The 23,952-nt window shown below is 56.3% G+C and carries 18 protein-coding genes; 12 read left to right on the top strand and 6 right to left on the bottom strand.

What is annotated here, in order from left to right; all coding sequences use genetic code 11:
• Positions 1-32: 32 nt before the first annotated feature.
• The 6 genes from AC3DKS_RS13760 to miaB all read right to left on the bottom strand — a co-directional run bounded on the left by AC3DKS_RS13760 (position 33) and on the right by miaB (position 5,021).
• Positions 33-311 carry a co-chaperone GroES gene (locus tag AC3DKS_RS13760; protein WP_015753776.1) on the bottom strand — a complete coding sequence of 93 codons (279 nt, stop codon included), beginning with the start codon at positions 309-311 and terminating at the stop codon, positions 33-35.
• Positions 312-451: 140 nt separating this feature from the next.
• Positions 452-814 carry a preprotein translocase subunit SecG gene (gene secG / locus AC3DKS_RS13755; RefSeq protein WP_015753777.1) on the bottom strand — a complete coding sequence of 121 codons (363 nt, stop codon included), beginning with the start codon at positions 812-814 and terminating at the stop codon, positions 452-454.
• Positions 814-1,788: a hypothetical protein gene (locus tag AC3DKS_RS13750; protein ID WP_015753778.1), complete on the bottom strand. Its 975-nt coding sequence runs from the start codon at positions 1,786-1,788 to the stop codon at positions 814-816. The genes secG and AC3DKS_RS13750 overlap by 1 nt, the downstream gene beginning before the upstream one ends.
• 3 nt (positions 1,789-1,791) lie before the next feature.
• Positions 1,792-2,307: an LptE family protein gene (gene lptE, locus AC3DKS_RS13745; protein WP_272608373.1), complete on the bottom strand. Its 516-nt coding sequence runs from the start codon at positions 2,305-2,307 to the stop codon at positions 1,792-1,794.
• A gap of 1 nt (position 2,308) precedes the next feature.
• A complete protein-coding gene (locus AC3DKS_RS13740; RefSeq protein WP_272608375.1) occupies positions 2,309-3,574 on the bottom strand; it encodes a sigma 54-interacting transcriptional regulator in 1,266 nt (421 codons plus the stop codon).
• 1 nt (position 3,575) lies between these two features.
• Positions 3,576-5,021: a tRNA (N6-isopentenyl adenosine(37)-C2)-methylthiotransferase MiaB gene (gene miaB / locus AC3DKS_RS13735; RefSeq protein WP_015753781.1), complete on the bottom strand. Its 1,446-nt coding sequence runs from the start codon at positions 5,019-5,021 to the stop codon at positions 3,576-3,578.
• 152 nt (positions 5,022-5,173) lie between these two features.
• Between miaB and AC3DKS_RS13730 the strand changes: the two genes are divergently transcribed.
• The 12 genes from AC3DKS_RS13730 (at position 5,174) to AC3DKS_RS13675 (ending at position 23,949) form a co-directional block, all read left to right on the top strand.
• Positions 5,174-6,421, top strand: a complete 1,248-nt coding sequence (locus tag AC3DKS_RS13730) for an LVIVD repeat-containing protein (protein WP_272608378.1) — start codon at positions 5,174-5,176, stop codon at positions 6,419-6,421.
• Positions 6,422-6,740: 319 nt separating this feature from the next.
• Positions 6,741-9,203 (top strand): type I DNA topoisomerase, encoded by a 2,463-nt coding sequence (gene topA, locus AC3DKS_RS13725; RefSeq protein WP_272608380.1) that lies wholly within the window; start codon positions 6,741-6,743, stop codon positions 9,201-9,203.
• An 18-nt stretch (positions 9,204-9,221) separates the two neighbouring features.
• On the top strand, positions 9,222-10,379 hold the full coding sequence (locus AC3DKS_RS13720) for a formimidoylglutamase (protein ID WP_041327007.1): 1,158 nt from the start codon (positions 9,222-9,224) through the stop codon (positions 10,377-10,379).
• A 114-nt stretch (positions 10,380-10,493) separates the two neighbouring features.
• A complete protein-coding gene (gene porK, locus AC3DKS_RS13715; protein WP_041327008.1) occupies positions 10,494-11,849 on the top strand; it encodes a T9SS ring complex lipoprotein PorK/GldK in 1,356 nt (451 codons plus the stop codon).
• 77 nt (positions 11,850-11,926) lie between these two features.
• The gene (porL, locus tag AC3DKS_RS13710) at positions 11,927-12,577 is read left to right on the top strand and encodes a type IX secretion system motor protein PorL/GldL (RefSeq protein ID WP_041327010.1); all 651 of its coding nucleotides are present in this window, start codon (positions 11,927-11,929) and stop codon (positions 12,575-12,577) included.
• 57 nt (positions 12,578-12,634) lie between these two features.
• Positions 12,635-14,203: a type IX secretion system motor protein PorM/GldM gene (gene porM, locus AC3DKS_RS13705; protein ID WP_041327011.1), complete on the top strand. Its 1,569-nt coding sequence runs from the start codon at positions 12,635-12,637 to the stop codon at positions 14,201-14,203.
• Positions 14,204-14,284: 81 nt separating this feature from the next.
• Complete coding sequence (gene porN / locus AC3DKS_RS13700; protein ID WP_015753788.1) at positions 14,285-15,187, top strand: type IX secretion system ring subunit PorN/GldN; 903 nt, start codon at positions 14,285-14,287, stop codon at positions 15,185-15,187.
• Between the two features lie 87 nt (positions 15,188-15,274).
• On the top strand, positions 15,275-16,336 hold the full coding sequence (locus AC3DKS_RS13695; protein ID WP_015753789.1) for an NAD(P)/FAD-dependent oxidoreductase: 1,062 nt from the start codon (positions 15,275-15,277) through the stop codon (positions 16,334-16,336).
• 91 nt (positions 16,337-16,427) lie between these two features.
• Entirely contained in the window at positions 16,428-18,374 is a 1,947-nt protein-coding gene (locus AC3DKS_RS13690; RefSeq protein WP_272608385.1) for an ABC-F family ATP-binding cassette domain-containing protein, read from the top strand.
• A 127-nt stretch (positions 18,375-18,501) separates the two neighbouring features.
• Entirely contained in the window at positions 18,502-19,374 is an 873-nt protein-coding gene (locus AC3DKS_RS13685) for a leucine-rich repeat domain-containing protein (protein WP_272608387.1), read from the top strand.
• A gap of 145 nt (positions 19,375-19,519) precedes the next feature.
• On the top strand, positions 19,520-20,650 hold the full coding sequence (locus AC3DKS_RS13680; RefSeq protein ID WP_272608389.1) for an efflux RND transporter periplasmic adaptor subunit: 1,131 nt from the start codon (positions 19,520-19,522) through the stop codon (positions 20,648-20,650).
• Between the two features lie 17 nt (positions 20,651-20,667).
• Positions 20,668-23,949, top strand: a complete 3,282-nt coding sequence (locus tag AC3DKS_RS13675; protein ID WP_015753793.1) for an efflux RND transporter permease subunit — start codon at positions 20,668-20,670, stop codon at positions 23,947-23,949.
• Positions 23,950-23,952 lie beyond the last annotated feature (3 nt).

Genomic DNA, 23,952 nt, shown 5'->3' with positions numbered 1-23,952 from the left:
GCCCCGCGGGCCGGCCGGCCGTGGTGTTTAATTTATATGATTGCTAAAATATCGCTCTCGCGCATCATGAGGTAGTCGGCCCCGTCGAATTTCAGCTCGGTGCCGGAGTACTTGCCGTACAATACGGTGTCGCCCACCGAAACGGTCATTTTTTCGTCCTTGGTGCCCGGGCCTACCGCAACGACTTTGCCTTTCTGCGGTTTTTCCTTTGCCGTGTCCGGGATAATGATCCCCGAGGCCGTCTTGGTTTCGGCTTCCATGGGTGCTACAAGGACCCGGTCCGCCAGTGGTTTGATGTTTACTTTAGCCATATTGATCGATTTTTTAGATTTTAAGTTTCGCCCTTCCACAGGGCAGAAATTGTGCCATGCGGCAAAAACTGACAGTTTGTGAAATGAAAAATGCCAGCTTGTCATACAAACTGGCATTTCCCATAGTTTCGGGTGTGTTTTTACTGTAGCGTATCGAGCGGGCTGGCAGGTTCGCCGGCCGGCGCTTCGGGGATGGACTCCAGGTCCCCCTCGGGTACAGCTTCAATGCCGTCTTCCTGCAGGAGTCTCGATTCGGCCTCCTGGAAATTGGTTTTCAGGGTCACATTGGAGAGCAGGATCAGGACGATCAGGACCGTCGCCAGCGTCCAGGTACTCTTGTCCAGGAAGTCGCCGGTTTTCTTGACCCCGCCAACCACCTGGTTCCCGCCACCGCCAAAGGAGGAGGAGAGGCCCCCGCCTTTCGGGTTCTGTACCATGATCACCAGCATCAGCAGCAGGCAGACGATAATGATCAGGACCAGGAATATGGAAAATGTGCTCATTATTTCTTGGGTTTATCTTTCCGCAGTTTTTCCACCGCTTTAATTTGGTCCGCAAAGAAACCACTTTTTTCCGGATATTTCAAACTTAAGATCCGGTAGGCCTGTATCGCTTTTTTGTGCTTTCCCTGTTCCAGGTAAACCCGGGCCAGGGTCTCGGTCATCAGCTCTTCCTTGTCGATTTTAACGGACTGGGAAATGTTTACTTTTTCCGCTTCGGCGGCTGCCTGCGGGACGATTTTCGGGTTGTCCCGGATAAAGCGGTCTATCCGGTCGAATTTCTGTTTCCGCGACGCGTCTTCAGCCGGTTTCGGGTCGGGATTCGCCGGCGACGCGGCGTCACCCCCCGGGGCTTTGGACGCTGCGTCCTCATCCCCTGCAGCGGGGGTAGTTGGCTCTTTGCGCTTGCCGGGCCCCAGGCTGGTGATCTGCAGCCACTCCGAGAAGGAATAGCGCTCTCCCTTGTGAAAGTCCAGGGGGCGGCCCATCCCCAGTTTTTCACGGGCCGCTACCCGATCGGCCTCCAGTTCCCTGTCTACCTCCGGGTCTTTGGAGCGGAAGAGTTTCGGGTCGAGGATTTGTTCGGCTTCCGCGGTGGACCGGGGTAGTGCCCCGTCTTCCCCCTCGTCCACCATCCCGGCATCCCTTCCGGGTTCAGGGGCCACCTCCTCGGATTCGATTTCCCGATCCGACAGGGAAGTCTTGCCCGAAATCGCATCCGCAATTTCATTTTGCAGGAAGGCTTCGGAAGTGATGAAATCGAAGAGTACTTCCCGGTCGGCCGTACAGGCAGCCGTGACTTTCAGGGCCTGGTTGTATTTGTAGCTGTTGAGGTTCCGCAGCCCCTTGAGGTGGAGGGCCCGGGCCGCCTGGAACCAGGGGTAGGTTTTCAGGACTTCTTCGAGCTGCCGGGTCTGGACGGGGGTTTTTAATTTCCCGGGTTGCTGCAGCAGGTATGTGAAATCGGGTACTTGCATCTCCTACCAGTTAGCGAGGGATCGGGTGAATATGTCCTGGTTGATCCGCTCAAAGATCTCCTGGTGGGCGGCGTCCCGGATGCTGGCCAGCTGGGTGGCAGCCGGGTAATCGTAGAAGAAGGAAAACCGCTGTTCAAAGTCCACGTTGTCTTTGGTTCGGTTGAAAAAGCGCACGTTGACGGTCATCGTCAGCCGGTTTTGGGCAGCGCGTTGCTCCGCAGTGGCAGACATGGGCTGCACGCGGTACTCGACGATTTCCCCCTCGTAAACCAAATCGGCATTGGAGCCTACCAGGTCCAGGTTGGTCTGGTTGAGGATCAGGTCCTGGAGGGAAAGCGTGTAGTCCCGGTCGAGCCCCGGGTGGAAAACCGACCCGGGGCTCTGGGTGGCGTAATTCTGGAAATAGTTCACCTGAAAAGTCTCCGCTTCGCCGACGTCCCCCCCGGTAAAGGAGTAGGCCCCGCAACCCAAAAGTGCCAGGGCCAGGAGGGCCAGGCCAAATTGCTTCATCCGCTTCATGCTAGAGGTCGTATTGCTTGATCTTGCGGTAGAGGGTCCGCTCGGAAATCCCCAGCTCGGCAGCCGCGGCTTTGCGCTTGCCTTTGTTCCGCTCCAGGGATTTTGCGATCAGTTCGATTTCCTTTTCCTGTAAAGATAGGGTTTCTTCCTCTTCGATTTCCTCCGCAAAATGGTACTTGTCCTGGGGTGGGGCGGCAGGGGGTGTGCGCTCGGGTTCCTGGCCGGCAGGGGGCAGGATGGCCACGGCGGTTTCCTCATCCAGGATCTCCCCGTCCTCGGACCCGTAAATCTTGCGGATCAGTTGTTCCTGTTCTTCCTGGACTTTTTCACTGTTGTCGTGTTTGAGCATTTCCAGGGTGAGCTTCTTCAGGTCGTTCAGGTCCGACTTCATGTCAAAGAGTACCTTGTAGAGGATTTCCCGCTCGTTGGAGAAGTCGCCTTCGCGCCGCCGTTGTTCCACCACGGCCGGAAGCCGGCTCCCGCCGGATTCGGGCAGGTAGGACCGGAGCGTCTCCGCCGACACGGAGCGGTCTTTCTCCAAAACGGAAATCTGCTCGGCGATATTCCGGAGCTGCCGGATGTTTCCCGGCCAGCGGTAATTCTCCAGTACGGGCACGGCGTCGTCTTCCAGGCGGATGGTCGGCATCTTGTATTTCTGCCCGAAATCCGAGGCGAATTTCCGGAACAGCAGGTGGATGTCGTTCCGGCGGTCGCGCAGGGCGGGGATATGGATTTCCACGGTGCTCAGCCGGTAGAACAGGTCTTCGCGGAACTTTTCCTTTTCGATGGCTTCCCGCATATTCATATTGGTCGCGGCCACAATCCGCACGTCCGTGGACTGGACCCGGGAAGACCCCACTTTCAGGAATTCCCCGTTCTCCAACACCCGCAGCAGCCGCACCTGGGTGGTCAGCGGCAGTTCGCCCACCTCGTCCAGGAAAATCGTCCCCCCGTCGGCCACTTCAAAGTAGCCGCTCCGGGTCTGGGTGGCCCCGGTAAACGCCCCTTTCTCGTGCCCGAAAAGTTCGCTGTCTATGGTGCCTTCGGGGATGGCCCCGCAGTTTACCGCAATATACTTGGCGTGCTTGCGGTGGGAGAGCGAATGGATGATCTTGGGGATGGATTCCTTTCCCACGCCGCTTTCGCCCGTGACCAGCACGGAGATATCCGTGGGGGCAACCTGGATCGCTTTTTCCAGGGCCCGGTTGAGCTTTACATCGTTGCCGATCAGCTCAAAACGCTGTTTGATGGCTTGTACGTTCTCCATTTCAGTTCATATTGGAATAACCGGTTGCCGTACCCAGGAGCGTGGCCGAAGTGCAATCCTCGATTCGCACATTGACGAATTCGCCCACCCGGTAGTTTTCTTTCGGGAAAACCACCACGGTATTCTGGGTATTCCGCCCCATCCAGTGGGCATCCGATTTGCGGGAGGGGCCTTCGATAAGCACTTCCTCCACGCGGCCGATATGCGCCTGGTTGCGCTCCAGGCTGTGCGCCTGCTGCTTGTCGATGATTTCCCGCAGTCGCCGTTTCTTCACCGCATCGGGGACGTCGTCCGCCATTTTCCGGGCTGCCAGCGTTCCGGGCCGCTCCGAATAGGCAAACATGAAGCCGAAGTCGTATTTTACATAGTCCATCAGGGACAGGGTCTGCTGGTGGTCTTCCTCCGTTTCCGTCGGGAAGCCGGCAATCATGTCCTGGCTGATGCCGCAATCCGGGATGAGCCGCCGGATATTGTCGATGAGCCCGAAATATTCCTCCCGGGTATGCAAACGGTTCATGGCTTTCAGGATCCGGTCGCTACCGCTTTGCACGGGCAGGTGGATATAGTTGCAGATATTGTCGAAGCGGGCCATCGTCTCAATGACGTCCAGGGTCATATCCTGGGGGTTCGATGTCGAAAAGCGGAACCGCATGCCCGGGTAGGCCGTGGCGGCCATCTCCAGCAACCCGGCAAAATTCACGGCTGTGGCTTGCTGCATGGGGCTCGCCTTGTCAAAATCCTTTTTGAGGCCCCCTCCGTACCAGAGGTAACTGTCTACGTTCTGCCCCAACAGGGTCACCTCCTTATAGCCATTGGCCCACAAATCCCCGACCTCCCGGAGGATGGATTGCGGATCCCGGCTGCGTTCCCGGCCGCGGGTAAACGGGACCACGCAGAACGTGCACATATTGTCGCACCCCCGGGTGATGGAAACAAAGGCGGTAACCCCGTTGCTGCCCAGGCGGACCGGCGATACATCCGCATAGGTTTCCTCTTTGGAGAGGATGACATTTACGGCGTTCTGCCCGCTGTCCACTTCCCGCACCAGGTTGGGGAGGTCCTTGTAGGCATCCGGGCCCACCACCATGTCCACGATCTTTTCCTCCTCCAGGAACTGGCTCTTCAGCCGTTCGGCCATACAGCCGAGCACCCCCACCTTGACGCCGGGGTTGCTCTTTTTCAGGCCGTTGAAGTGGACGAGCCGCTTGCGGACGGTTTGTTCGGCCTTTTCCCGGATGGAGCAGGTATTGACCAGGATCAGGTCTGCTTCCTCCAGGCGGCTGGTCGTATTGAATCCTTCCTGGCCCAGGATGGACGCGACGATTTCGCTGTCCGAAAAATTCATCTGGCAGCCGTAACTCTCGATATACAGTTTGCGGGCATTCCCATCCTTGCCCCGCATTTCCAGGGCCGTTCCCTGTTCCGCTTCATTTATTGTCTTTTCCATGCATCTGAATTTCCTTCTCACCGGAAGGGCAGCAAAGATACTAGGAACTTGGGAATATGACAATTTGGCAGCGTTTAAAATTTCCTAAAAAAACGCAACCTGAAACGCCCCTGCGTATCTTTGGGATAACAGCCCTTTAAACCAATTGCCCGATGAAAACCTCCCGCCTCCTTCTGATCCTGGCAGGCTTCCTCCTGCTGAATTCCTGTGAAAAAGACAATGATTCCGAATTCGCCGACTACCTGGTGGCCACCCCGCTGACGATGTCCGTGGAACAGTTCGAAGCGGCGGTGGACATCTTCCCGCCCCAACCCCTGACAGTTTCCGGAAAAATCTACGCCTTCGGCGACCGGATCTTCGTCAACGAACCCTTCAAGGGAGTCCACCTGATCGACAACCGGGACCCCTCGGCCCCCCGGAAGACCGGGTTTATCAATATTCCCGGGAATGTCGATATCGCCGTCAGGGACAACTACCTGTTTGCCGACAGCCTCTCGGACCTGGTGGTGCTCGACATTTCCAACCCGGACAACATCCGTCCGGTGGCCCGGTTAAAGGGCGTCCTGCAGGACCACGTGCCCTGGCCGTTTGAGGCAGACATCGTGGAGTACGACGGTTGGAATGCCCAGGATGAGATCCTGGTGGGTTGGGAAATGCGGACCGAGCGGCTGTCGGTTTCCGAGGTCGAAGGCAGGAACCGGGGGCAGGTAGATTTCCTGGAAGCGGCCGCGGACAATGCCTCCGGGACCGGACAGGGCGGTTCCCTGGCGCGGTTCAAGATCGTTGAAGACTTCCTTTACGCCGTGGACAGCCACACCATTAATGTATTCGATATTTCCAACCTCGAAGCGCCGGTGGCCGGGGACGACGTATTTGCAGGGTTCGATATCGAGACCATTTTTAACCGGGGGGATCACCTCTTTCTGGGCAGTATGCGCGGGATGTACATTTTCGATATTTCCAACCCTGCAGCTCCGGCCTTCGTCTCAGAATTCCAGCACGGCACGGCCTGCGACCCGGTGGTGGTGGACGGGGACTACGCCTTTGTAACCCTGCGGGGCGGGAATGGCTGCGGTGCCACGGAAAGCGGTTTGTTTATTGTGGACATCAGCGATATCCACACCCCAGAGCTCCTCATCAGCTATCCGATGGACGAGCCGTACGGCCTGGGTATCCGGGGCGAGCAGCTTTTTATTTGTGACGGGGCCTCCGGCCTGAAAGTCTACGACAAGTCCAACGTGACGGACCTGCAGCAACTGGCCGTATTCGACGATGTGAATCCGTACGATGTGATCCCGCTCGAGGACCACCTGCTGATGGTGGGGGAGGGATTGCTCAGCCAATACCGCTACACGGAAGCGGGCCTCGAATTCCTCAGCGCGCTGTCCCTGGCTGATTGAGAGTACCCTATCGCTCTGTGCCCGGAAACGATGACGTTTCGCAAATGATTTACCTCTCCTGTTCGCCCCGGAGTTGCTTCCCGAATTGTTCGGCAAACTGGTAACCGAACCTATAGGGAGGGTAAACAGCTGCAGCTTTACTGGGGCAACTCTCACAAGATATAATATATTGATATATCCTGTAAGGCCGGGTTTGGTTTGCGGCCCTTCGGGAAAGGATACCCGCCGCCGGGAATGTCATTTTCCGCATCCCCCGATACGGCCGGCAGGTGCGGATATTAAAAAATTCGGCTACTTTTGTGATCCTAATTTATAAGGAATGGCAAAAAACCTGGTAATCGTGGAGTCGCCTGCAAAGGCAAAAACCATTGAAAAATTCCTGGGGAAGGACTTCAAGGTAACCTCCAGTTTCGGGCATATTGCCGACCTGCCCTCGCGGGAACTCGGGGTGGATGTAGACAAGGACTTCAGTCCGAAATACGTGGTCGATAAGGAGAAGAAGGCACTGGTCAAGAAGTTGAAGGAACTCGCCTCGAAGGCGGAAACCATCTGGCTGGCCAGCGATGAGGACCGGGAAGGGGAGGCCATTTCCTGGCACCTGGCCGAGACCCTGAAACTGGACGCCGACAAGACCCGGAGGATTGTCTTTAATTCCATTACCAAATCGGCTATCCAGAAGGCCATTGAGAACCCGAGGAAAATCAACTACGACCTGGTCAACGCCCAGCAGGCGCGGCGGATCCTGGACCGTCTGGTAGGGTATGAATTGTCGCCCGTCCTCTGGAAGAAAATCAAGCCGGGCCTCTCCGCTGGCCGGGTGCAGTCGGTGGCCGTACGCCTGATTGTGGAACGGGAGCGGGCCATCGAGGAATTCGAACCGCAGAGCAGCTTCAAGGTTGCCGCCGAATTCCGGACGGAAAACGGGGCCACCCTGCCCGCCAAACTCAATGAGAGCTTCGATACCGAAGCGGAGGCTCAGGAATTCCTGGCGGGGCTGGCCAACGCCTCCTTTGCCGTGGACAGCCTGGACACCAAACCTGCTAAGAAATCCCCGGCTGCGCCGTTTACCACTTCCACCCTCCAGCAGGAAGCTTCCCGCAAACTCTATTTTTCGGTCTCCCGTACCATGCAGGTCGCCCAGCGGCTCTACGAAGCGGGGCTTATTACCTACATGCGTACGGACAGCGTGAGTTTGTCCGGGGAGGCCATTGCGGCTGCCAAGGAAGAAATTGTAGGGAATTACGGGGAAAAGTACAGCAAAGTCCGGAAGTTCCAGTCAAAATCCAAAGGGGCCCAGGAGGCGCACGAGGCCATCCGTCCCACCGATATGGGGCTGCAGCGCCCCAACGTAGAGCGCGACCAGGCCCGGTTATACGAGCTGATCCGCATGCGGACCCTGGCCTCGCAGATGAGTGACGCCCAGCTGGAGCGCACCCAGGTAAAGATCCGCAACGACCGGGACGACCGCCTCTTCAGCGCGAACGGGGAGGTGATTAAATTTGACGGGTTCCTGAAAGTGTATCTGGAAGGCAAAGACGAAGAGGACGCCGAAGAACAGGACGGCATGCTCCCGGCCATGCAGGTAGACGAGGCGCTGACCAACAACTACATCACAGCCACCCAGCGGTTTACCCGACCGCCGTACCGGTATACGGAGGCTTCCCTGGTCAAAAAGCTGGAGGAACTCGGGATTGGCCGCCCCTCCACGTATGCCCCGACCATTTCCACGATCCAGAATCGCGGGTATGTCGAAAAAGGCACAGTGGACGGCACGGAGCGGGAGTACCTGCAACTCACCCTGGAAGGAGGCGGCGTGAAGCGGAAGGAATTGAGCGAAACCGTGGGATCGGACAAGGGCAAGCTCGTGCCGACGGATATCGGGATGATCGTCAACGATTTCCTGGTGAGCCATTTTGCCAATATCCTGGATTACAATTTTACCGCCAAGGTGGAAAAGGACTTTGACGACATTGCCACAGGGGAGGAAGACTGGCAGGATGTGCTTCGGGATTTCTATAAGGATTTCCACCCGAATGTGCTCGATGTCGAGGAGAATGCAGACCGCGCCAGCGGGGAACGCGTTTTGGGAACCGACCCGGAGACCGGGCGGCAGGTGGCCGTGCGTTTGGGCCGGTTTGGCCCCATGGTACAGATCGGGACAGCGGACGAGGAGGAGAAGCCCCAGTTTGCCAGTTTGCTCCCGGACCAGTCCCTGGCCACCATCACCTATGACGAGGCGATGGAGTTATTTAAGCTGCCCCGGAAACTGGGCACCTTTGAAGGGGATGAGGTGGAGGCCAATGTGGGCCGGTATGGCCCGTATGTGCGCTACGGCAAAAAATTCGTTTCCCTGGACGAGGGTGAAAGCGTCTTTGACGTGGACATGGAGCGGGCTGCCGAGCTGATCCGCGCCAAGAAAAAACAGGACGCCCCGATTGCCTCCTATGAGGATAAGCCGGTGACCAAGGGCAAGGGCCGGTTTGGGCCGTTCATCAAATGGGACGGCATGTTTATCAACGTTCCCAAGAAATACGATTTCGACAACCTGAGCCAGGCGGATATCGAAGAACTGATCGAAGCCAAGAAGAAGAAAGAGGCCGAGAAGCTCGTCCGGGAGTGGCCCGAGGAGGACATCCGGATTGAGAAGGGCCGCTGGGGACGCCATACGGTGATCAAGGGCCGCAAAAAGGTAGACTTGTCCAAGGACGTGGACCCGCAGGCGGTGACTCTCGAGGAAGCACAGGAACTGCTCAGCAAGAAGAAAACGCGTAAAAAATCCTAAAAACAGACCCGGGGTTCTATGGCATTCGATTTCTTACTTCCGGTTCCCCAGCGCGTATTGGCCCACTGTGAATTGCTGCCCGCCCAGGCACTGGGACGCACCATTTACAAGCATACGGAAAAGGAGGGGTTGCCCGTCCTGGCAGGGGCCACCTTTGCCCTCCTGGGCGTGTACGAATCCCGCAATGCCTTTATCAAGAAAACGAGCCGCCTGGAACTCGAGGAGATCCGCATGCAGTTTTACCGGCTTATGGAGGGGAACTGGAATGGCACCATCATCGATTTGGGGGACATCGACGAGGGGGAGACCGTTAAAGACACCTATTTTGTGGTCCGGGAAATCATCGCCGAGCTGCTCGAGGAGAAGATCATCCCGATTGTGATCGGCGCTACCCAGGATATTACATACCCGGCCTACCGGGCCTTTGACAAGATTATCGACATGGTCAACCTGGTGGCCGTGGACAGCCGTTTCGACTTCGGGGCGGAGGAGGAACTGATCTCCTCCAATTCCTATATGAGCAAGATCATCACGGACAAGCCCAACAACCTGTTTAATTTTTCGAATATCGGGTACCAGAGTTATTTCAATGCCCAGGAGGAGATCGACCTGATGGAGCGGCTGTTTTTCGACGCCTACCGCCTGGGGGAAATTACCTCCGACGTGGGCCTGGCCGAACCGGTGTTGCGCAATGCGCACCTTGTCAGTATTGACGCCCGGGCCATCCGGGCCTCCGAAATGGGTCTGCCCGACACGTTTTCGCCCAACGGTTTCACGGGGAGGGAGATCTGTGCCATTGCCCGGTATGCGGGTATGGGCGACAAGATTTCCGCCTTCGGGATCTTTGAGATGGAAAACAACGTCCAGTCCTTCCAGCTGGTCGCCCAGATTATCTGGTATTTCATGGAAGGCCACAACTTCCGGGTGGACGAACAACCGGACAGCGGCAGCAAGGATTTCAACAAGTTCATCGTCCCCTGCCAATCCGAACAACTTCACTTCTACAACAGTACGCTTACGGGGCGCTGGTGGGTGGAGGTCCCAAACCTCCTCGGCGCGCATACTAAACCCGATTCGCCGGCGTTATTACCATGCACCGAACAGGACTATCTGGACGCCTGCGATCAGAATATTCCGGACCGGTGGTTTAAAGCCTATAAAAAAGGTTTTAACTAAAGCCGTTTAATTGCACGAGATTAGGCCGGTACGTACAATAAATTATTCAATTTTCTGTTTTAGTGAATAATCGAAGATAGTACCGTACAGTCTTAACCGAAATTAACCTAAAGTATGAAGAAGCTATTGTTAACGTCTATAGCGTTTGTTTTTTTGCTCAGCAGCTGCGGTTCCAAATCCAAAGGGGAACTGGTAGGCGTTAAAGGCAAAAAGTGGTACCCGGAAAAACCCTACGGGATGGAACTGATTCCCAGGGGTGCTTTCATTATGGGAAAGAGTGAAGAAGACATGGCCAATGTAATGAACGCTCCTACCAAAACAGTTACTGTCCGGTCCTTTTATATGGACGATACGGAAATTACCAATAGCGAGTACCGGCAGTTTGTAGAGTGGGTCAAGGATTCCATTGTACGGACCAAGCTGGCCATCCTGGCCGACGAGCTGGGGATGGGTCCGGAGGATGACGGAATCGGCCGTTACGCCTTTAAGGATGCAGATACTGCCAACCTCTCGGTTTATGACAAGTACATGCTCGATAACTACGCCGGTTTTGGCGAGGACTATTACGAGGGCCGCGCCCTGAACAAGGACGAGGACCTGATCTGGGATACCCGGGATTACCCGGACGTCTATTACGCAGAGGTGATGGATTCCATGTACCTCCCGGAGGAAGAAACCTACAACGGGCAGCGGACTATCGACGTGACGAAACTCAACTACAAGTATACCTGGATGGATATCGAAGCTGCCGCCCGCGCCAAGGAAGGCCGCCGGAAGGACTTCATCCGTCAGGAAATCACCGCGATCTACCCGGATACCACGGTATGGATCCGCGATTTTGAATACTCCTATAATGAACCGATGCACAACGATTACTTCTGGCACGATGCCTACAGCGACTATCCGGTTGTAGGGGTATCCTGGAGCCAGGCCAAGGCGTTCTGCAACTGGCGGACCAAATTCAAGAACGACGACCAGCGTGCCCGCGGCAAGCAATTCGTCAACCAGTTCCGCCTCCCGACGGAGGCCGAATGGGAATACGCGGCCCGCGGAGGCATCGAAGGGGGTACGTATCCCTGGGGTGGCCCGTACGTGATCAGCGACACGGGTTGCTTTATGGCGAATTTCAAGCCCCAGCGCGGGGACTATGCGGCCGATGCCGCCCTTTACACCGTGGAGGCCAAATCTTATGAACCCAACGATTTCAACCTGTACAATATGGCCGGTAATGTATCGGAGTGGACAAACTCCAGCTACTACCCGGGGTCCTATGAATACGCTTCAACCATGAACCCGAATGCCGACAGCCAGAACAATACGCGGAAAGTGATCCGGGGCGGTTCCTGGAAAGACGTGGCGTATTTCCTGCAGGTGAGTACCCGGGATTACGAATACAAGGATTCCGCCCGAAGCTACATTGGCTTCCGGACCGTCCAGGATTACATGGGGGAGGAAGATTCCACCCAGTAAACCGCTTTTTAACACCATGCTTATCAAACCTTAACCCAATACTTATTTAACTTTAAACTTCTTTTAAATTCTTAATTATGGCACAGTCAAAATCAACAAAAAAGCTCTTTAACATGGCCTACGGCCTGGGTGCTTCGGTGGTAATCATCGGGGCGCTGTTCAAGATCCTGCACTGGGAATTCGGCCCGCTTACCGGTGGGTTGCTCCTCGCAGTCGGTCTGATCACGGAAGCCCTCATTTTTGCAATCAGCGCATTTGAGCCGGTGGACGACGAATACGATTGGTCTTTGGTCTACCCGGAACTCGCCGGAGCCCAGAGCAACAACCGTAAGAAACAAGCCGAAGAAGCCCAAGAGGCGGAAGGACTCCTCTCCAGGAAACTGGATGAGCTCCTCAAGGAAGCCAACATCGACGCCAGCCTGTTCAGCAGCCTGGGCGAGAGCATCCGCAACTTCGAAGGCGCTGCCAAGGGGATTGCCCCTACGGCCGATGCTATTGAGCACACCAAGAAATACTCCGAAGAACTTTCCCAGGCCGCTTCCCAGATGGAATCGCTCAACAGCCTGTACAAAGTTCAGCTCGAGAGTGCCAGCCGCCAGGCTTCCATCAACGAGGAAGTGGTGCAGAACGCCGGTGCCCTCAAAGAGCAAATGGAGTCCCTGGCCAGCAACCTGTCTTCGCTTAACGGCGTTTACGGCGGCATGCTGACTGCCATGAACAGAAACTAATTAGGTTGTCGTTCTAAATCCCAAATCAAAGTAACTGTTAACAACTAATTAGATATAATGGCATCAGGAAAACAAACGCCACGTCAGAAGATGATCAACCTTATGTACTTGATCTTCATTGCGATGCTGGCATTGAATATGAGCAAGGAAGTGCTGGCTGCCTTCGGTCTTATGAACGAAAAGCTGGAGACTTCCAATTCCAAGGCCACCGAAAACAACGAAGCGTTTTTGGCGAGCCTGGAAACCAAAGCGTCGGAGGACGCTGCCAAATATGCGGAGCTCTATCAGGACGCTCAGCAGATTAAGCAGCTGTCCCAGGAGTACTACACCTACCTCGAGGATTTGAAGGCGAGCATGGTGGAGGACATCGAGGACCCGACGGATTACACGGTAATGGACAAGTCCGATTACCTGGACCAGAAATTCTTCCAGGGCGATAACCTGGCCCCCCAGGGCAAGGAGTTCATGGAGCGCATCGAGGCCTACCGCACCCAGGTGCTGGGCATCCTCGGCGACGGCTTCCCGGAAGTTCAGGACGCGGTGAAGACGCGCTTCAAGACCGGAGATGAAAACGGCAAGGTAGAGCGCCGCGACGGGGTCAAAGTAGACTGGATCAACTACCACTACGAAGGCTTCCCGCTGATCGCTTCCCTGACCAAGATCACCTCCCTGCAATCCGACATCAAGGCCACCGAGGAGGCGGCCCTGAAGGCGATGCTGCAAGGCGAGCTGACTTCCCAGGTGTCCCTGACGAATTTCTCCACGCTGCTGGAGTCCGAGAAATCGGCCTTTTATGCCGGGGAGAAGTTTAACGGAAGCATTGTCCTGGGTAAAACCGACAAGACCGCCAAGCCTGTACGGGCCGAACTGACCCTGGACGGGCGCAAGCTCGCCGAAGGGAAGGATTACCAGCTCAAGGAAGGCGGCGTGGAAATGCTGATCGGAGCCGGCAGCCCCGGCGACCACGAGATTGCCGGTACCCTGATCTATATGCAGGACGGGGAGGAGACCGAGGTGCCTGTTAAAAACAGCTTCTCCACAATCTCCAAGCCGAATGCGGCTGTGATCTCTGCCGACAAGATGAACGTGGTATACCGCGGTGTTGCCAACCCGATGACGATCTCCATCCCGGGGATCCCGGACAACAAAGTGTCTGCTTCGGCCCCCGGCCTGAGCAAGCGCAGCGGCAGCAACTACGTGATGAACCCGGGTACGGGCCGTACGGTAACCATTACCGCTTCCGGTACGCTGCCCGACGGCCAGCGGATCTCGACCAACAGCGAATTCCGCATCAAGGATATCCCGAGGCCTTCCGGTACCATCCGGGGTGAGAGCGGCAGCGTGAAAATGCCCCGCAACAACCTGGAAATCGCCACCATCGGCGCCATGCTGGAAGACTTTGACTTTGACCTGAATATGGCCATCAGCGGCTTTAAGCTGAAAGTTCCCGGACAGCCCACCGTTGAGGTGAACGGCAACAAACTGGACGCGCGTGCCAAGGCAGCGTTGCGTCGGGCCGGGCGGGGTGATGCCATCCAGATCTTTGATATCGAGGCGTACATTACCAACAACCGGAGTTATAAGTTGAAGAAGGTATCTCCCGTGGTTGTGGAGATCACCAACTAGATTGAGAATTTAATTGAAAATCCGCGCAGCTCGGCACCAGGCCGGCTGCGCGGTAATTAAAGACCTAAATACTACAATACAATGAATTGGAAAAAAGCACTAGTACTCGGGGCGGTTGCCGCTCTTCCGGTGTCCGGGTGGGCGCAAGCCAACATCCTGAACGCCAAGAAGCCGGAAGAAATCGGCATGCGAACCGAGGCCCAGAAGGCGATGGATAACGATGCGCCCCTGGATTACGGATACGTGGACGACCGCGATATCCTGTGGTCCAAGACCGTATGGGAAGTCATCGACCTGGACGAGCGGGTGAATTTCCCGCTGTACTACCCGACGGACACCGTGGATATCGGCTCGGACCGCCGCTCCCTTTACGATGTTCTGATCAAGAATATCAAAAACGGGAAACTCACCGACGTTTACGTGGATTCCTATTTTACGGAGAAGCGGAACTTCAGCGACCTGCAGGCGACCCTCCAGAAGGTGGATACCACCGACCTGGGGTACGAGCAGGTAAACGCCGGGGAGCAGGTTTCGGCCGAGTACATCAACCGCCGGAACATCACGGCAGCCGACATCGAGGAATACCGCATCAAGGGGATGTGGTACTTCGACAAGCGGCAGGGGGAACTCAAGTACCGCCTGCTGGGGATTGCCCCGGTTGCTCCGGACGTGAACTTCATCGACGACGATTCGATGGCGCCGGAGGATGCGCTGGTGCCCCTGTTCTGGGTTTGGTACCCGAGCGCCCGGCAGATCCTGCACGAGGCCAAGGTATTCAACCAGGGAAATTCGGCACAACCGCTTTCCTTTGACATGTTGCTCAACGCCCGCAGGTTCAACGGGATGATCTATAAGGAAGACAACGTGCACGGAGACCGCGAGATACGCGATTACATTGCCGACAACGCGCTGTTCCAGCTCCTGGAGTCGCAGCGTATCAAAGAGCAGATCCGAAATCGCGAACAAGATATGTGGGCCTATTAAAAACGCCCTTTCCAATTCACATGTAGGACAGCCCCGGCCAGATAAGCCGGGGCTGTTTTTTTATCCGCCTTCCCTACCTTTGCAGCTATGTTTGATTACCTGATTGTCGGCTCGGGCCTGGCCGGGGTGGCCATGGCCGAAACCCTCCGGGAACGGGGCCGCACTATTTGCCTGTTCGACGACGCCTCCCGCAAGGCGTCCCTGGTGGCGGCGGGCCTGTACAACCCCGTGGTGCTCAAGCGGCTGAACCTCACCTGGAAAGGGGAGGAGCTCATGGATTTTTCCCTGCCGTTTTACGAGAAGCTCCAGCAACGGCTAAAGGGGCATTTCGATGAAAAGCTGCCCATCCTCAGGCGCCTGGCATCGGCGGAAGAACAGAATGCCTGGTTTGAAGCTGCAGACCGGCCGGGCTTGTCCCGCTTCCTGTCCACACGCCTGGTTCGAAATGTCCATGATGGCTTGCAGGCCCCCCATGGCTTCGGGGAGGTCCTGGAAACCGGCCGGTTGCACACGGCCCGCCTGCTCCATGCCTACCGGGAAGAGTTACATGAAAAAGGCCGGCTCCGGGCCGAGTCATTTGTTCACGGCGCCCTGGAATTAAACCGGGACCACCTGGCGTACAAGGGTATCCGGGCCCGAAGGATCATCTTCTGCGAGGGATTCGGGATGCGCGGCAACCCGTTTTTTGATTACCTGCCCCTGCAGGGCAGCAAGGGCGAACTCCTCACGGTGCGGATACCCGGTTTGGGGGAAACCCGGATCGTCAAATCGGATATCTTCCTGATCCCCCTGGGGGCAGACCGGTACAAGGTAGGCGCCACCTACGCCCGGAACGATTTTGACCCGGAACCCACGGCCCGTGCCCGGGAGGAACTCACCGCCAAACTCCGCAAAATCGTCAACCGGGACTTTGAAGTGGAGGGGCAATCCGCGGGTATCCGGCCAACAGTCCCGGACCGCCGTCCCCTGGTGGGCCGCCACCCGGAACACGATGCGCTATTTGCACTCAACGGGATGGGGTCGCGGGGCGTCTTGCTGGCCCCTTACGCAGCTGCCTGCCTGGCCGATTTCATGGAGGAGGGACGCCCCCTCCCGCCGGAGATGGACCTGTCCCGGTACGCGAAATTTTACGGCCGGACGGCTCCCTGATTCCCTTATTTTTCGGACTTTTGCAGGCGGACAGGGCATAGCGCCCGAAGGCGGACAGGGCGTAGCGCCCGACTAACAAGGCCATGAACCCATGATCAATGTACACAAGCTTACCGTCAGTTTTGCCGGGGAAGACCTCTTCTCCGAGGTTTCCTTCCGCCTGGGGGCGGGGGACCGGGTGGGTCTGATCGGGAAGAACGGTGCCGGGAAATCCACCCTCCTGCGCCTGCTGAGCGGGGAAACCCAGCCCACCTCGGGTACGATCGCCAGGGAAAAGGGCCTGCGCGTCGGATACCTGAAACAGGATATCGATTTTGAAAAGGGACGGACGGTCCTGGAAGAGGCCTACCAGGCCTTTGGGGAAATCAAGGCGCTGGAGAAGGAGCTGGAGCGCGTTAACCAGGCCCTGGCGGAACGGGACGATTACGAAAGCGAGGCCTATCACGACCTGATGGTCTCCCTGAGCGACACCACCCAGCGCTACGACCTGATCGGCGGGTACCGGTACGAAGGGGAAACGGAAAAAATCCTGCTGGGTCTCGGCTTTAAACGCTCCGATTTCAACGCTCCAACCGAAACGTTTTCGGGCGGCTGGCGGATGCGGATTGAACTGGCCAAGCTCCTGTTGCAGGAAAACGACCTGTTGCTCCTGGACGAGCCGACGAACCACCTGGACATCGATTCCATTATCTGGCTGGAGGAATTCCTCCAGCAATTCCAGGGGGCCGTACTGCTCGTGTCCCACGACAAGATGTTCCTGGACCGGGTTACCAACCGGACCATCGAGATTTCCCTGGGCCGCATCTACGATTACCAGAAGCCCTATTCCGAATTTTTGGAGCTCCGGGAGGAAATCCGCGAGCAGCAGCTCAACGCCCAGAAAAACCAACAGCGGGAGATTGAACAGGCCGAGCGGCTTATTGAGCGGTTCCGGGCCAAGTCCTCCAAGGCCTCCATGGCCCAGTCGCTGATCAAGAAGCTGGACAAGATGGAACGGATCGAGGTAGACCGGGAGGAAACCGGGGTCATGTCGCTTCGTTTCCCGTTGTCGGTCCGTCCCGGCAAGGTCATTGCAGAGCTGGAGGGCCTCTCCAAGGCCTATGGGGACAACCAGGTACTCCGGGATATCGACCTGCTGATTGAGCGGGGGAAGAAGATTGCCTTCGTGGGACAGAACGGGCAGGGCAAGACCACCCTGGCGCGGATACTGGTTGGGGAACTGGACCACAAGGGGACCTGCAAGTTGGGCCATAATGTCCAACTGGGTTATTTTGCCCAGAACCAGGCAGAATTCCTGGACGGGGAAAAAACCGTTGAAGAAACCATGGTGGATGCGGCGGACGAAAAATCCCGTCCCCGGGTCCGGGACATCCTGGGATCCTTCCTCTTCCGGGGCGAGGAGGTGGAGAAGCCCGTAAAAGTCCTTTCCGGGGGGGAGCGGAACCGGCTTGCCCTGGCGCGCATGCTGTTGCAGCCCTTTAACGTCCTGGTCATGGATGAGCCCACCAACCACCTGGACATCGCTTCCAAGCGGGTGCTCAAAGAGGCCCTCCAGCATTTTGAAGGCACCCTGATCCTGGTTTCCCACGACCGGGACTTCCTGCAGGGGCTCACCGGGGAGGTCTATGAGTTTCGCGATGGCGGCATCAAACCCTACCTGGGGGATATCGATTTCTATCTGGAGCAACGGCAGGCCGAGGATTTCCGGGCCATTGAAAAGCGAAGCCCGGAATCCCCGGAGGGAAAGAAGCAGGCGGGCACTCCAAATGACGGCAACGGGGGTGCTGCCGGCGGGGCGGATGCACACGCCAACCGGAAACGGAAAAAATCCCTGGGCAATAAACTGGGCAACCTGGAATCCCGGATTCACTCCCTCGAAAAGGAAATCGGGGAAATCGACAACCAGCTGTTGATGGACTACGATGCTACGATTGCCCATCCCGGCTTTTTTGACGACTACCAGCAGAAAAAGCAGGATCTGGAAAAGCTGATGAAGCAGTGGGAAGCCGTGGCAGCGGAGATCGAGGCACTCGGGTAAGCAGCTCGGTATATTGCTAAACCACAGAAATCCGGGTTTTCACAACAAAATACGCCCGTTTGTCGAATATTTGGGGTTCTTACAGCTCTGAATGTGTAATATTGTAAGTAAATTCTTTAATCAGGTGATGAAAAGACTCCTTACAGTTGTATGCCTTTTAGTCGGCCTGGTAGCCCTCGCAGAGGTGCCCGGGTCCGAGAAGCAGATCCTGGTGGACCTCTATGAGTCTACCAATGGAAAGCACTGGGTTCGCAAATGGAACCTGAAGGAACCCGTGGACACGTGGTACGGCGTTACGGTCCGCGACAACCGGGTTGTCGGGATTGAATTATTCCACAACAACCTGATGGGCCCGCTGCCGGAAAGCCTCGGGCAGCTCCAACAGCTGGAAACCCTGAACGTGGCCTTCAACAACCTGACGGGCCAGCTCCCGGCAACTATCTTTAAGCTTCGGAAACTCCGCGTACTGAAACTGGAGATGAACCGCCTGAAGGGCGAATTGCCCGAAACCGTCGGGAATTTGACCGAGCTCCGGGAATTATCCGTTTTCAATAACTTTTTGTCCGGCCGGATTCCCAATGGGATCGGTTCGCTGAAGCGCCTGGAGGTACTCAACCTGTCGAGCAACCAGTTTTTTGGCCGTATCCCGGAATCCATCGGGGAACTCAACAACCTGCGGGCCCTGGGCTTGTTTGAAAACCAATTATACGGCGATATTCCCGAAAGTATGGGGAACCTGGCCCAACTCAAGGAACTCGTGCTGTCCAATAACCGTCTGGGAGGTGCCATCCCGGAATCGTTTGGCCGGCTGGCGAGCCTGGAGGTCCTTCAACTCCAGAACAACGAATTCAATTCCTATCGGAACCTGGCGAACATGCAGACGGATAAGCTTCTCGTGTTCGACTACGACGAGGAGGAATCCGAGATCGACTTCAAAAACTTCGACTTTTCGCGGACCCGCATGGCCGACACGAAATTTGAGGACGACGTAGACAAGTAGCAGTTTAAGGTTAATACATTGAAATGCAGTTGTTTGGGTGCCATGGGCACCCTTTTTTTATTACTTCCATTTAAGATATATTTAACGGAGGACGATTAAACTAATGGATAGTTTTGCGGTCTAATCCCTTGTCTAATCAACCCTCATGGATAAAAGAAAAATTATTTTATCGGTCCTCGGCATCCTGCTGATCGCGCTCTCGATCTATGCGGCGCAGGCGATTATCAGCAGCCGGACCACACCGACACCCCGGCCCAGTAAGGTGGTCAAGACCGTTTTTGTCGATACCGTGCGCAATACGTCCGTACCGATCATCGTCCCGGCCAACGGCACCCTTGTGGCCAGGAACCGCGTGGAGCTTTATTCGGAGGTGCAGGGTGTTTTCCAGCGCAGCAGCAAGCTCTTCAAGCCCGGGCAGAAATACAGCCGGGGTGAGCGCATCATTACCATCGATGCGGCCGAATACCGCGCAGGCGTCCAATCCGCCAAAAGCAACCTGTATAACCTGATAACCTCTGTCATGCCGGACCTTCGGCTGGACTACCCGGAGGTGAGTCCGAAATGGCAGGCCTACCTGACGAGTTTCGACCTGAACGAAACCACGCCACCTTTGCCCGACATGCCGGACGAGAAGGAACGCTATTTTATTTCCGGCCGCGGCATCCTCACCAGCTATTACAATGTGAAAAACATGGAGGAGCGCCTGGCCAAGTACACCATCCGCGCCCCGTTCAACGGGGTGCTCACGGAAGCCCTGGTTACCGAAGGTACGCTGATACGTTCCGGACAGAAGCTCGGGGAATTCATCGATACGGGCGTGTACGAGCTGGAAGTGGCCATCAGCAAAACGTTCAGCGATCTGCTGGAGATCGGCGAGGAAGTGGAGCTCTCCAACCTGGAAGGGAGCCGTACCTATTCCGGCACGGTTTCCCGCATCAATGCACGGGTAGACCAGAATTCCCAGACCATTACCGCATTTATTGAAGTCCGGGAGCCCTCGCTTAAGGAAGGGATGTACCTGGAAGCCAACCTGAACGCCAAGAAGGAGCAGGATGCCATTGAGATCGACCGGGGTCTGCTGCTCGACAACGACCAGATATTCATCGTCAGGGACTCTATCCTGGACCTGATCGACGTCAACCCGGTTTACTTTACTGACAAATCCGTTGTACTCAAGGATGTCCCCGAAGGGGCAACCATTGTCTCCCGCCCGGTGGTGGGAGCCTACGCGGGGATGCTGGTAAAGGTTTATGAGGGGAACACCCAGACCAATTAACCGTATACCACCACCCGATGCGCAACCTTATCTCTTATTTCATCAAGTACCACGTGGCCGTGGACGTGCTGATCATCGCCTGTGTGATCTTCGGGATCTACGGGGCAAAAAACCTGAACTCCTCCTTTTTTCCACTGGTGGAGTCCCGGAACATTTCCATCAACATTGCCTACCCGGGGGCTTCCCCCCAGGAGGTGGAAGAGGGGATTGTCCTGAAGATCGAGGACAACCTCAAGGGCCTGGAAGGGGTGGAGCGGGTGACCTCGACGTCCCGGGAAAACAGCGGGACCATCAACGTCGAGATCGAAAAGGGGCGGAACATCGACTTTATGCTCCTGGAGGTCAAAAACGCGGTGGACCAGGTGCCTACCTTTCCATCGGGCATGGAGCCTCTGATCGTCTCCAAACTCCGGCCTGTCCGCCAGACCATCAGTTTTGCCATCAGTGGGGAGCAGATTCCGCTCGGCACGCTTAAGCAAATCGGCCGGCAGATTGAGAATGATATCCGCGGGATGGAAGGCATTTCCCAAATCAGCATTTCAGGATTCCCTGAGGAGGAGATCGAGATTGCCGTGGACGAAAAGAGCCTGCTGGCTTACAACCTGACCTTTACCGAGGTTTCCCAGGCCATTGCCAATGCAAACATCCTGGTTACCGGCGGGAATATCAAAACAGATACGGAGGAATACCTTATCAGGGCCAACAACCGGGCGTATTACGGGGATGAACTCTCCCACCTGATCATCCGGGGGGATGCCTCGGGAACGACCGTCCGCCTGCGGGACGTTGCCACCATCCGCGACCGGTTTGCCGAAAGCCCGAATGCCGCCTATTTTGATGGCAACCTCGCGGTTGACGTTTCCATCACCAGTACGAATACAGAAGACCTCATCACCTCTGCGGAGAAGGTCAAGGAATATATTGCGGACTATAACCAAAAGCACAACAACGTAAAGCTCAGCGTCGTCAGCGACCAGTCTACCACGCTGAACCAGCGCACCCAATTGCTGACCGAGAATGCCATTATGGGGATGATCCTCGTGCTGATCTTTCTCTCCCTTTTCCTGAACACGCGCCTGGCATTCTGGGTAGCCTTCGGCCTCCCGATCTCCTTTCTGGGTATGTTTATTTTCGCCCCGTTTTTCGACGTAACCATCAACGTTCTGTCCCTCTTTGGGATGATCATCGTGATCGGGATTTTGGTGGATGACGGTATTGTGATTGCCGAGAATATTTACCAGCATTACGAAAAAGGGAAAAAACCGATACAGGCAGCCATAGACGGCACTATGGAGGTAATCCCTCCAATCGTCTCTGCGATCATTACCACGATACTGGCCTTTTCCATTTTCTTTTTCCTGGACGGGCGGCTCGGCGAATTTTTCGGAGAGGTATCCGTTATCGTAATCCTCACCCTGGCTGTTTCGCTGGTAGAGGCATTGATTATCCTGCCGGCCCACCTGGCGCATTCCAAGGCGTTGCAACCGCATAGCAAGAAGCCCAAAAGCCGCATGGGGCAAGCTTTTGCCAAGTTGCGTGAAATCAACCGCATGGGCGACCGCCTGATGATGTGGATGCGGGATACGGTCTATGTGCCCGTCCTGAGTTTTGCCCTGAGACAGAAGATCCTGACCTTTGCATTTTTTATCGTTGCGTTTGTCCTGACCCTCGGCTCCATCGGGGGCGGGATCGTTCGGACCGCCTTTTTCCCAAACATCGCCAGTGACCGGGTTTCCGTGGAACTCGTTATGCCCAACGGGACCAATGAACGGGTCACGGACTCCATCATCGACATGATCGAAGAGAAGGCGCTCATTGTCAACCGGGAACTCACCGAACAGTATTTGCCGAATTCGGATAAGGAGATGTTCGAGAACATCATCAAGAGTGTCGGCCCGGGATCCTCCCAGGCATCCCTGACCATCAACCTGCTGCCCGGGGAGGAACGCCCCGATGCGGTAGGGTCGGATATCGTATCCAACCGGCTCCGGGAACTCGTGGGCCCGGTTACCGGGGTGGAAAGCCTGATCTTCGGATCCGGCGGCCGCTTCGGGGGTTCGCCCGTATCGGTTTCCCTCCTGGGGAACAACATTGAAGAGCTCAAGGGTGCCAAGGCGGAGCTTAAAAGCGCCATGGAAAACAATTCCCTGCTCAAGGACGTCTCGGACAACGACCCGGCGGGGATCAAGGAAATCCGGCTCGACCTGAAAGAGAACGCCTATCTGCTGGGGCTGGATTTGCGGACGGTGATGAACCAGGTGCGCGCCGGATTTTTTGGCGCCCCGGTACAGCGGTTTCAGCGCGGGCAGGACGAGGTGCGGGTATGGGTCCGATACGACCGGACGAACCGATCCTCCATCAACGATATGGACGAGATGCGGATCGTAACCCCGACCGGCGAGCGGGTTCCCCTCAAGGAAATTGCCGACTACGAAATCGTCCGGGGGGATGTGGCCATCAACCACCTGGACGGGCGGCGCGAGATACAAATTTCGGCGGATATCGCCGACGACGAGACCACCACGGCAACGGATATGTTGGCCTGGGTGCGGGGGGACGTCATGCCGGACATCCTGTCGCGCTATCCCACCGTTTCCGTCTCTTATGAAGGACAGAACCGGGAAGCCGCCAAGACTACCGATTCCATGCAGACCGCCGGCCTGATTGTGCTCCTGCTTATATACATCACCATTGCCTTTACCTTCCGCAGCCTGAGCCAGCCGATCATGCTGATCCTGCTGGTGCCATTCAGCCTCACAGCAGTTGCCTGGGGCCATTGGATCCACGGCTTTCCGCTCAACATGCTTTCCTTCCTGGGCATTATAGCCCTGATCGGCATCATGGTAAACGACGGCCTGGTACTGATCAGTAAATTCAATGGCAACCTGCGAAACGGCATGAAATTCGACGATGCCATTTTCGAGGCGGGCAAATCCCGATTCCGGGCTATTTTCCTCACCTCGATCACCACCATCGCCGGTCTGGCACCCCTCTTGCTGGAAAAGAGCCGGCAGGCCCAATTCCTCAAGCCCATGGCGATTTCAATCGCCTACGGAATCGGGTTTGCAACAGTGCTGACCCTATTGCTGCTACCGCTTTTCCTCTCGTTCAACAACCGGGTAAAAGTAAGCGCCAAATGGCTCAAGACCGGCGAACCTGTCTCCAAGGAGGAGGTGGAACGCGCCATCAAGGAACAACAACAGGAGGAAGACCACCGGGACGGACAGGCTGCCATCCAGGGACAGGCATCCCGGAAAGGTACTTCCCGCACATCGACCGAAAAAGTCGCCGAATATTAATTT

The sequence above is a fragment of the Robiginitalea sp. genome (genome assembly GCF_982776155.1).
The sequence above is the reverse complement of the archived record's forward strand: the minus strand, read 5'-3'. Positions and strand labels throughout refer to the sequence as shown.

Bases quoted from the DNA above. Each gene is read 5' to 3' on its own strand.
- AC3DKS_RS13760 (WP_015753776.1), bottom strand. From the start codon at position 311: ATGGCTAAAGTAAACATCAAACCACTGGCGGACCGGGTCCTTGTAGCA.
- secG (WP_015753777.1), bottom strand. From the start codon at position 814: ATGAGCACATTTTCCATATTCCTGGTCCTGATCATTATCGTCTGCCTG.
- AC3DKS_RS13750 (WP_015753778.1), bottom strand. From the start codon at position 1,788: ATGCAAGTACCCGATTTCACATACCTGCTGCAGCAACCCGGGAAATTA.
- lptE (WP_272608373.1), bottom strand. From the start codon at position 2,307: ATGAAGCGGATGAAGCAATTTGGCCTGGCCCTCCTGGCCCTGGCACTT.
- AC3DKS_RS13740 (WP_272608375.1), bottom strand. From the start codon at position 3,574: ATGGAGAACGTACAAGCCATCAAACAGCGTTTTGAGCTGATCGGCAAC.
- miaB (WP_015753781.1), bottom strand. From the start codon at position 5,021: ATGGAAAAGACAATAAATGAAGCGGAACAGGGAACGGCCCTGGAAATG.
- AC3DKS_RS13730 (WP_272608378.1), top strand. From the start codon at position 5,174: ATGAAAACCTCCCGCCTCCTTCTGATCCTGGCAGGCTTCCTCCTGCTG.
- topA (WP_272608380.1), top strand. From the start codon at position 6,741: ATGGCAAAAAACCTGGTAATCGTGGAGTCGCCTGCAAAGGCAAAAACC.
- AC3DKS_RS13720 (WP_041327007.1), top strand. From the start codon at position 9,222: ATGGCATTCGATTTCTTACTTCCGGTTCCCCAGCGCGTATTGGCCCAC.
- porK (WP_041327008.1), top strand. From the start codon at position 10,494: ATGAAGAAGCTATTGTTAACGTCTATAGCGTTTGTTTTTTTGCTCAGC.
- porL (WP_041327010.1), top strand. From the start codon at position 11,927: ATGGCACAGTCAAAATCAACAAAAAAGCTCTTTAACATGGCCTACGGC.
- porM (WP_041327011.1), top strand. From the start codon at position 12,635: ATGGCATCAGGAAAACAAACGCCACGTCAGAAGATGATCAACCTTATG.
- porN (WP_015753788.1), top strand. From the start codon at position 14,285: ATGAATTGGAAAAAAGCACTAGTACTCGGGGCGGTTGCCGCTCTTCCG.
- AC3DKS_RS13695 (WP_015753789.1), top strand. From the start codon at position 15,275: ATGTTTGATTACCTGATTGTCGGCTCGGGCCTGGCCGGGGTGGCCATG.
- AC3DKS_RS13690 (WP_272608385.1), top strand. From the start codon at position 16,428: ATGATCAATGTACACAAGCTTACCGTCAGTTTTGCCGGGGAAGACCTC.
- AC3DKS_RS13685 (WP_272608387.1), top strand. From the start codon at position 18,502: ATGAAAAGACTCCTTACAGTTGTATGCCTTTTAGTCGGCCTGGTAGCC.
- AC3DKS_RS13680 (WP_272608389.1), top strand. From the start codon at position 19,520: ATGGATAAAAGAAAAATTATTTTATCGGTCCTCGGCATCCTGCTGATC.
- AC3DKS_RS13675 (WP_015753793.1), top strand. From the start codon at position 20,668: ATGCGCAACCTTATCTCTTATTTCATCAAGTACCACGTGGCCGTGGAC.